Genomic DNA, 9,233 nt, shown 5'->3' with positions numbered 1-9,233 from the left:
TCAAGCTTTTCATACCGTGTGGCTATCCCTCTATATTGCTTAATACGGCCAAATGCATTCTCAACCAAGTGCCGATATTTGTACATACACCAGTCAATATCTTCATTACCTACTAAACTGTTGTCCTTACGTGGAATAACGGGTGTAGCGTTATTATCACGAACAAACTCTCTCAGTTTTTCACTGTCGTAGCCTTTGTCTGCGACAACCACATTACTTGTTGGGCAATTGGCGACGAGTGACTCTGCATGGACGATATCATGCGTATTTCCACAGGATAATTCATAATAAACAGGCAATCCTCCGCTATCTACTGCAAGGTGAATTTTCGTAGAATTTCCACCTCGACTCTTCCCAATTGATTCATTGTCAGCGGTTCTTGCACCGCAACTATGTTGGTGAGCCCTGACAATACTGCCATCAATGAAAACCCAATCCATGTCCGCATCACGAGATAATACGCGAAACAATTCATTCAAAATCCCTTTTTTGGACCATAAATTAAACCGTCTGTAGATAGCACTCCAACTGCCAAAATAAGAAGGTAAATCTCGCCATGGAATACCTGTGCGCATCTTATACAGTATGCCTTCGAACGTTTTTCTATGGTCGGCTTATTATAAATTCGACCACTTAAGTACATTATTTTTGATAAGACATTCCATGTCCCGTCTGTTAACATTAATCTTGGCATGAGGGTTCGGTGTAAAGTTTTCTGGCGAATTCAATTATACCTTATCTTCATGCTGTTTGTTTTTCATACCGCAAAGATCAACACGCCCTAAGTTTTCTAAAATATTTGAGTTAAGTTAAATAGATCAACATACGCGTGCAGCTCATTTCCATGAATATATGCGCAAAGAGCTATTTGACCTATCAATTAACTACAATATTTAGCCAATCTCAATAACAGGTTTTCGCTCTTATCTATCTGACAGCTGATAGCTAAAAACTGAAAGCTTCTATTTACGACGTCTGCTTGGTGCTCTTTGTCCTGTAATACGTTTCTTATCTCGGTCTTTTCGCGACTTATTAGAGTTTTTGCGATTATCTTTCGGCTTTTTGTTTGGATCAGGTTCATAGCCCGCTAACCACTGCGGCGTTAAACGGGTATCAAGCAGCACTTCAATTTCTTCAAGTAACCACTGCTCATCAAGACTCACTAATGACATAGCTAAACCTTGCTCGCCAGCACGTCCGGTACGGCCAATTCGGTGCACGTAGTCTTCTGCGATATAAGGTAATTCAAAGTTAATCACATACTTTAATGAGCTAATATCCAAGCCGCGGGCTGCAACATCGGTAGCTACTAATACGCGGGTGGTGCCATCTTTAAAGTCTTGCAATGCTCGGTCACGGGCACCTTGTGATTTGTCTCCATGAATTGACTGTGTTTTTAAGCCGTCTTTACACATTTCTTTGGCGAGCTGATCGGCCATTTGTTTAGTACGGGTAAAAATAAGTACTTGGCGCCAATTTTTCATGCCAATCATATGCGAAACGAGTTCACGTTTACGATCTTCATCCACCGCGTAAATGATTTGCTCAACTTCAACAGCAGCTGAGTTACGCTTATCAACTTCAACTAATTTAGGGTCTTTAAGTAGTTTTTTACTGAGTTCAAACACACTGTCATCAAACGTGGCAGAAAATAACAAAGTCTGACGATCGCTTGGCACATGGCGTAAAATACGCTTAATTTCATCAATAAAGCCCATATCTAACATGCGGTCAGCTTCATCAAATACCAGTGAATCAACACTTGATAGTTTAATACTGCCTTTAATGATGTGATCAAGTAATCGCCCTGGCGTTGCTACGACAACTTGCGCGTCTTTGATTGCTTTAACTTGCGGACCAATACTTGCGCCGCCATAGGCCAATGCCCCTTTAATATCAGACCCTTGTGCATATTTCTCAAAGCTGGCAAATACTTGCTGAGCAAGCTCTCGGGTTGGCGTTAAAATTAATACCCGTGCAGTACCTTGCTCATCTTTTTTGTTACTGGTTAACAGTTTATGCAGTAAAGGAAGCACAAATGCCGCTGTTTTGCCTGTGCCCGTTTGCGCACTCCCCATCACATCGTGACCGGCTAAAATTAATGGAATTGTTTGTAGTTGAATAGCCGTAGGCGTTTGATATTCATTTAGCTCAAGCGCTTTAAGCAGTAAAGGGTTAAGGTGGAGATCACTAAAGGTTGCAGCAGACATGGCATAGACTTGAAATAACTAATAATGGCGCTATTGTACGCACAAAATGAGCAACAAAAAAGGCGCTTTGCGGCGCCTTTTTAAGCTTGCTAAATATTCAAGCTGGCTTGAGAGTTTCTTTGCGTTGATTATAAAACGAAATAAGATCATCAACAGTATCTTGGCAATAGTCACGAATACCAGAAACCAACATGTGCTTTTCACCACTTCCTACTTTTTTACCGTCTTCAAGTAAGTTGAAGCGTAAGGTAATTTTGCCACGTTTACCCGTATATTCAAAACTCGGCTCAGCAAACTCTAAAGTAGGCGCATGAATATCTAAAGTATCAAGGTTAATTAACATTGACTCATAGATAACCATAGGACGAGCTGGGTTGATCATCACATCTTGCTTGCCCATCAGTGGAATAATCACATGCGGGAAAGTTGTGCCAGAAAACTCAACGTAATTTTTTATTAGACTGTCGGTGAGTGTTTGACACTGACTGGTGTTACCTTCACGCTTTACCTTTAGCATGACTTTTTCGCCGCTGGTAATATCAAACTCATCGGCGCCCTCAGGGAAGGTGAGTTTAGTATTCTCATCAACCATGCCTGCGAAGGTAAATTCCATTTTTTCACTGATACCATAACGGCTCAATACCAATGAAAATAGTAAATCTCCAGGGACACAAAATTTCTTTGCATCTTTATCGTGTAGTGGGTTGTAATCATCGGCAACACATTTTGCGAAACGACAGCCTTGCTCACGCGATATAGAGATATGATCAGCATGTTGCTGATAAAAAGGACTTAACATAGTTGTTCACTGCTTAAACTGCTTATAACCTGCCTATTCTACCAGATAAAAATACAATAGAGGTCGAATCTGTTAAACTTTTGTTTCAAATACAAAAGAGCCGCGATATCGCGGCTTTTTTAATAATTTATTATAACTTATAAACCTGCACGCTCTTTAATTATAGGTATTAACGCAGATCCTGCATGGCCATTTGACTCAGCCCATGCGATATCAGCACCATCTTCTAAAGAACTTTTCGATAAATTTTTCACAACGTATTCACCAGCATCAGTGGCATTACTAGCAATTGCATGGCGAAGTAAGTTATTGCCATTACATAATACTGCATCGTAAATATTACGAATTTTTACACGTGAGGTTTTTAATTTATCACGTAGACGATTCTTATCATCTGCAGCTATGTATTCACAGATTGAAATCGCTAACTGATCGTCTGCTTTAACAGGTGCACTGAAAAAAACAGAACCAGAAAAAACAGCCGAAGCGATGAGGAGTGTTGATAATTTAATCATTATATACCCTTGTGTAATACTTTATAACTACCTTAGTTGGCTAATATTGTACCAACCTATCAGCCCATTCGCAATAATGTTACTTAATTTTATCCAATGTAACGAAGGTATATGCATGTAAATTCTTTTCATTAGGTTGATTATGTTGCTCTTCTACAACTTGCCAGTTGGCTACTTTCTCATAATCAGGGAACTGAGTATCCCCTTTAACGTCAAGATCTATAAACGTTAAATAGAGCGTATCTGCGCGCGCTAAGAATTGTTGATACACCTTACCACCACCAATTACCATCACTTCATCAAACTCATATACCAATGAAATAGCGGCCTCTGGCGATGACACCACATCAATCCCAGCAGCTTCGTAATCGGTATTACGACTTATAACTATATTGCGTCTACCAGGTAATGGACGACCAATTGACTCAAACGTTTTGCGTCCCATGATCACCGGCTTACTCATAGTGACCGCTTTAAAATGCTGTAAATCAGCCGGTAAATGCCATGGCATATTATTATCTTGACCAATCACGCGATTGTTAGCCATGGCTGCAATCATTGAAATTTTCACATCAACACCTAATACTTTTTCATTAAATAAGAAAAAAGGAGCACTGGCTCCTTTTATAACATTCTATTTTCTACTAACGTTCATAAATAACTTCAACGTCATAGTCGTCATCATCCCAACTATCCCAATCGTCATCGTCGTCATTCTTCTTAGTTGCATCTTTATGATAAGTATCCCATTTGAATTCAACTTCTTCATCTTCAATTGGTACAAACTTTTCTTTCGGCATGCTCTCAAGCAATGTCATAATATTATGAATCAACGGCTGAGTGTTTAACTTATTGATTGCTGAAATATGATAGATATTTTCAGTCTCGCCTAACTCTTCCGCAATTTTCTCACACAGCGCCTGAGCTTCATCTTCTGGCAATAAGTCAATTTTATTAAACACTAACCAGCGCGGCTTTTCAGCCAGCTTAGGGCTATATTGATGCAGCTCATTGATGATAGCAAAGGCATTATCTACCGGATTTGAACCATCAACTGGCATCACATCGATAATATGCAGTAATACACGACAACGCTCTAAATGCTTTAAGAAGCGAATACCTAAACCAGCACCATCAGAGGCACCTTCGATCAAACCTGGAATATCAGCAATAACAAATGATTTATTTGCTTCAGGACGTACCACACCTAAATTTGGAATAAGCGTAGTGAACGGGTAATCTGCTACTTTAGGACGTGCTGCAGAGACACTGCGAATAAAGGTCGATTTACCGGCATTAGGCAAACCTAATAAACCTACATCAGCTAATAATAATAGCTCAAGTTTAAGGTTACGTACTTCACCTGGTGTGCCCAACGTTTTTTGACGAGGAGCTCGGTTAGTACTTGATTTAAAACGCGCATTCCCCAAGCCGTGGAAACCGCCTTTTGCAACCAAAATTCTTTGACCATGTTGAGTTAAATCGCCCAAACCTTCTTGAGTGTCCACATCGGTGATGCGAGTGCCCACAGGCACCATCACATATAAGTCATCGGCCTTTTTTCCCGTGCAATTACGGCTGCGGCCATTAGTACCACGTTCGGCTCTATGAAAACGCTCAAACTGATAATCGATAAGGGTATTTAAGTTTTCATCAGCTTGTAGATAAACACTACCACCATCTCCACCATCACCGCCGTCTGGTCCACCATCTGGGACATACTTTTCACGACGGAAAGATACGATGCCGCTACCACCGTCTCCAGCTTCTGCGCGGATTTCTACTTCATCTACAAACTTCATGATTACTCACTTTAGGGATTGGCTTGTTAATTTCACTATTATATACCTAAGCCAAGCTGATTGCAGGCTTGGCTTAGGTATATATTTTTGCTTAAAACAAAAAACCCCGCAAAGGCGGGGTTTTTTAAGAACCGATGCTGATTACTCAGATACGATGCTTACGTACTTACGGTTTAAAGGACCTTTTTGTTCAAACTGAACTTTACCATCTGCTTTTGCGAAGATAGTGTGGTCTTTACCGATACCTACGTTTGTGCCAGCATGGAATTTAGTTCCACGTTGACGAACAATGATGCTACCCGCTAGAACTGATTCGCCACCAAAACGCTTAACACCAAGGCGTTTGCTTTCTGAATCGCGACCGTTACGAGTACTACCAGCTGCTTTTTTATGTGCCATTTCTAAGTACCTCTAATTAAGCGCTAATGCCAGTGATTTTAACTTCTGTGAACCATTGACGATGGCCCATTTGCTTACGAGAATGCTTACGGCGTCTAAATTTAACAACCTTAATTTTCTCACCGCGACCATGTGAAACAACCTCAGCTGTTATCTTACCACCGTTTACGAACGGTACACCGATCTCGATTTTCTCACCATCAGCAACTAAAAGTACTGAATCAAATTCAACTGCTGCACCAGTCTCAACGTCTAATTTCTCAAGACGAATTGTTTGACCTTCAGTCACACGGTGCTGTTTACCACCACTTTGGAAAACCGCGTACATAATTAACTCCGTCTGTGCGCCCTCAAATCGACGCAACTAAAATATTATTCAATAGGGCGCGAAGTTTACGCTAATGTGCAAAAACTAGCAAGCCTGTTTTATTAATTAAATGAATAAAAAATAGCTGCATTGAGAGCGATTCAATATTTTCCCCTATTTTATATTAAATTGGCATTATGCCAAGCCTTTTTAGCGTTTGATGACAAATAAATTACACCACGAATAAACGGCCCCTAAGAATAAAAAACAATCATGTTGAATTGGCGTTAATTTCTTAAATTAAAAAGTTATCTTTGCTAATTAAGGTTAAATTAAGCTGCTTAACCGTGTTTTTTCGGCGAATCGTCACAAACTGTCGAGCAAAGCTGTTTTTTGTTGTACAATCAGCCCCGTATACCCATTAAAATTGGCTCGGAGATCAATGGATATAAAAGCTATCCAGGCGTTAATCGAAAACGATATGAATGACGTCAATCAACTAATTTACGCACAAATGCGCTCTGATGTAGCACTTGTCAATCAGCTCGGCTTATATATAGTTAACAGCGGCGGCAAGCGTGTTCGCCCTATGTTGGCTATTTTAGCGGCTAAGGCGCTTGGCTATGAAGGCAAAGATCATGTCACTTTAGCAACTATTGTTGAATTTATTCACACTGCCACATTATTGCATGATGATGTCGTCGATGAATCAAATTTACGCCGCGGTACACCTACAGCAAATGCTGAGTTTGGTAATGCTGCCAGCGTACTGGTTGGTGACTTTATTTATACTCGCTCATTTCAGCTGATGGTCGGTATTGGTAAAATGCAAGTGATGCAAATACTCGCCGATGCAACCAATGTGATTGCCGAAGGTGAAGTGTTACAGCTAATGAACTGCAATGACCCTGATACCACTGAAGATAGTTACATGCAGGTCATTTACTCGAAAACAGCAAAACTGTTTGAGGCTGCAACCGGTCTTGCCGCCATCATCACAAATCAAGGCGAGGCAACATTAAAAGCGCTTAACTTGTACGGTATGCACTTAGGCACCGCTTTTCAATTGGTAGATGATGTACTTGACTACAATGCTGATGCAGAGCAATTAGGTAAAAATATTGGTGATGACTTAGCTGAAGGTAAACCAACCCTGCCATTACTTTATGCAATGCGCCACGGGAATGCAGAGCAAGTGCAACTGATCCGTGATGCTATTGAACACAGTAACGGAATGGATCACTTAGATGCAATTTTAGCTGCACTCAATGAAACTAAAGCGCTTGAGTTTACAATGGATAAAGCCAACGAAGAAGCTGATAAAGCCATTGCATGCTTGGCGGTATTAGATGAATCGCCATATAAAGAGGCACTCGTTAGCTTGGCACGTATTGCCGTTGATCGTAATCACTAATAAATACCTAATCTATTAAAAATCCTTCGAGCATAAAAAAGCCTGCAAATGCAGGCTTTTTTGTATCAATCGACTTAGCAATTAAGCGTTGATGAAATCAACACCTTCTTGGATGTCTTTTTTCAGCGTATCGAGCATGTCGTTTTTAGCTTGCTGTTCAAATGCGCTTAACTCGCCGTAAGAAAGAATTTCTTCTACGCCGTTTTTACCTAAACGTACTGGGTGTGCAAAGTATGCAGCATCGCCATTTTCAACAGCAACGTATGCGTAATCTACTACGTCTTCACCTTGTAGGCCTTTCACTAGCGACATACAAAAACGAGCAGCAGCAGCACCCATTGATAATGTTGCAGAACCACCGCCCGCTTTAGCGTTAACTACTTCAGTACCAGCATTTTGGATACGAGGAGTAAGTGCAGCAACTTCATCAGCAGTGAAAGTAACACCTTCAACTTGAGAAAGAAGCGGAAGAATCGTTGTACCTGAGTGACCACCAATTACTGGTACTTTCACAGTTGCAACATCAACACCTTTAAGCTCAGCTACAAATGCTTCAGAACGGATCACATCTAAAGTAGTGATACCGAAAACACGTTTAGCATCGTAAGTACCCGCTTTTTTGAATACTTCAGCAACAATTGGCACAGTACCATTTACTGGGTTAGTGATAATACCCACGAGTGCTTTAGGACAGTTAGCAACAATGCCTTCTGCTAATGTTTTAATAATACCAGCATTTACGTTGAATAAATCAGCGCGGTCCATACCAGGCTTACGTGGCATGCCAGCAGGGATAAGCACGATATCACAACCAGTTAACGCTTGATCTAATGCATCAGCACCAAAACCTGCAACTTTAACGTCAGTTGGGATGTGAGAAAGATCAACAGCAACACCAGGAACAACTGGAGCAACATCATAAAGTGATAATTCAGAACCAGCTGGTAAGCCTGTTTTTAATAATAAAGACAACGCTTGGCCGATACCGCCAGCAGCACCTAATACAGCAACTTTCATTGGAATTCTCCGTAATTTAAGGTAGAAAATATTTGTGGCACTAAGATAATGAAATTAACGCCTAAAGACAAATTTATCCTGCTTATTTCACGTATAATTTAGACCATAGTTGTAAACTTGCAGGTTTACAGCACTAAAACCCAGCGCAAAAGCAAACAACTACTGCATAAGTATGCAACATTGTGTACAATTAGCGCATCACTTATGAATAAGAACCTATAATATGCAACCTCAAGATAAACAAGAAGCATTAGTAAAGGCCTTTAAAGCACTTTTAAAAGAAGAAAACTTTGGTTCACAAGGTGAAATTGTTGATGCCCTAAAAGAGCAAGGCTTTGATAATATTAGTCAAAGTAAAGTGTCGCGGATGTTAAGCAAGTTTGGCGCGGTACGCACTCGTAATGCCAAACAAGAAATGGTCTATTGTTTACCTGCTGAAATGGGCGTACCTACGGCAAAAAGCCCGTTACGTCAGTTAGTGATTGATATTATGCACAACGAAATGATGATTATCATTCGTACCAGCCCAGGCGCTGCACAGCTGATCGCCCGTTTATTAGATTCATTAGGTAAAGCGGATGGTGTGCTTGGCACTATCGCTGGAGACGATACGATTTTTATCGCCCCTGCAAAAATTTCCGAGATTGACGTAACCCTCGAACGCGTGCGTATTTTATTTGATACGGTATAAATCTACCAATTCAAACCGTTACAACTGCTTTAAAAAGCTAATTGATGGGGCGAAAAATGCAGAGCCCATATCGGCTTGA

General features: G+C 40.6%; 11 protein-coding genes. 2 read left to right on the top strand and 9 right to left on the bottom strand.

What is annotated here, in order from left to right:
- The 8 genes from ENH88_RS12680 to rplU form a co-directional block, all read right to left on the bottom strand.
- Positions 1-694 (bottom strand): IS5 family transposase gene (locus tag ENH88_RS12680; protein ID WP_304182633.1). Its coding sequence is split into 2 segments (ribosomal slippage), with 695 coding nucleotides annotated over them: positions 1-610 and positions 610-694; the frame shifts between segments, so codons are not numbered across the junction. This gene is flagged as partial in the annotation.
- Positions 695-962: 268 nt separating this feature from the next.
- Positions 963-2,210 carry a DEAD/DEAH box helicase gene (locus tag ENH88_RS12675; RefSeq protein ID WP_304182632.1) on the bottom strand — a complete coding sequence of 416 codons (1,248 nt, stop codon included), beginning with the start codon at positions 2,208-2,210 and terminating at the stop codon, positions 963-965.
- Positions 2,211-2,307: 97 nt separating this feature from the next.
- A complete protein-coding gene (locus ENH88_RS12670) occupies positions 2,308-3,009 on the bottom strand; it encodes a DUF3581 domain-containing protein (RefSeq protein WP_301561821.1) in 702 nt (233 codons plus the stop codon).
- 137 nt (positions 3,010-3,146) lie between these two features.
- Positions 3,147-3,524, bottom strand: a complete 378-nt coding sequence (locus ENH88_RS12665) for a DUF3718 domain-containing protein (RefSeq protein ID WP_304182630.1) — start codon at positions 3,522-3,524, stop codon at positions 3,147-3,149.
- 79 nt (positions 3,525-3,603) lie between these two features.
- Positions 3,604-4,095, bottom strand: coding sequence for a type 3 dihydrofolate reductase (gene folA, locus ENH88_RS12660; protein WP_304182628.1), 492 nt, complete (start codon positions 4,093-4,095; stop codon positions 3,604-3,606).
- Between the two features lie 73 nt (positions 4,096-4,168).
- Positions 4,169-5,326 carry an Obg family GTPase CgtA gene (gene cgtA, locus ENH88_RS12655; RefSeq protein WP_304182627.1) on the bottom strand — a complete coding sequence of 386 codons (1,158 nt, stop codon included), beginning with the start codon at positions 5,324-5,326 and terminating at the stop codon, positions 4,169-4,171.
- Positions 5,327-5,467: 141 nt separating this feature from the next.
- A complete protein-coding gene (rpmA, locus tag ENH88_RS12650; RefSeq protein WP_064665557.1) occupies positions 5,468-5,725 on the bottom strand; it encodes a 50S ribosomal protein L27 in 258 nt (85 codons plus the stop codon).
- A 16-nt stretch (positions 5,726-5,741) separates the two neighbouring features.
- Positions 5,742-6,053, bottom strand: coding sequence for a 50S ribosomal protein L21 (rplU, locus tag ENH88_RS12645; protein WP_006794538.1), 312 nt, complete (start codon positions 6,051-6,053; stop codon positions 5,742-5,744).
- Between the two features lie 421 nt (positions 6,054-6,474).
- Here rplU and ispB point away from each other — a divergent pair, with 421 nt between their 5' ends.
- Entirely contained in the window at positions 6,475-7,446 is a 972-nt protein-coding gene (ispB, locus tag ENH88_RS12640; protein WP_304182620.1) for an octaprenyl diphosphate synthase, read from the top strand.
- Positions 7,447-7,527: 81 nt separating this feature from the next.
- Here the strand turns inward: ispB and mdh are convergent, their stop codons facing one another.
- A complete protein-coding gene (gene mdh, locus ENH88_RS12635) occupies positions 7,528-8,463 on the bottom strand; it encodes a malate dehydrogenase (RefSeq protein ID WP_304182619.1) in 936 nt (311 codons plus the stop codon).
- 223 nt (positions 8,464-8,686) lie between these two features.
- On the opposite strand from mdh, the gene argR reads away from it, so the two are divergent.
- Entirely contained in the window at positions 8,687-9,154 is a 468-nt protein-coding gene (gene argR, locus ENH88_RS12630) for a transcriptional regulator ArgR (RefSeq protein WP_304182617.1), read from the top strand.
- Positions 9,155-9,233: the final 79 nt, after the last annotated feature.

The organism is Pseudoalteromonas prydzensis (assembly GCF_011050055.1).
Classification (GTDB): Bacteria; Pseudomonadota; Gammaproteobacteria; order Enterobacterales; family Alteromonadaceae; genus Pseudoalteromonas; species Pseudoalteromonas prydzensis_A.
The sequence above is the reverse complement of the archived record's forward strand: the minus strand, read 5'-3'. Positions and strand labels throughout refer to the sequence as shown.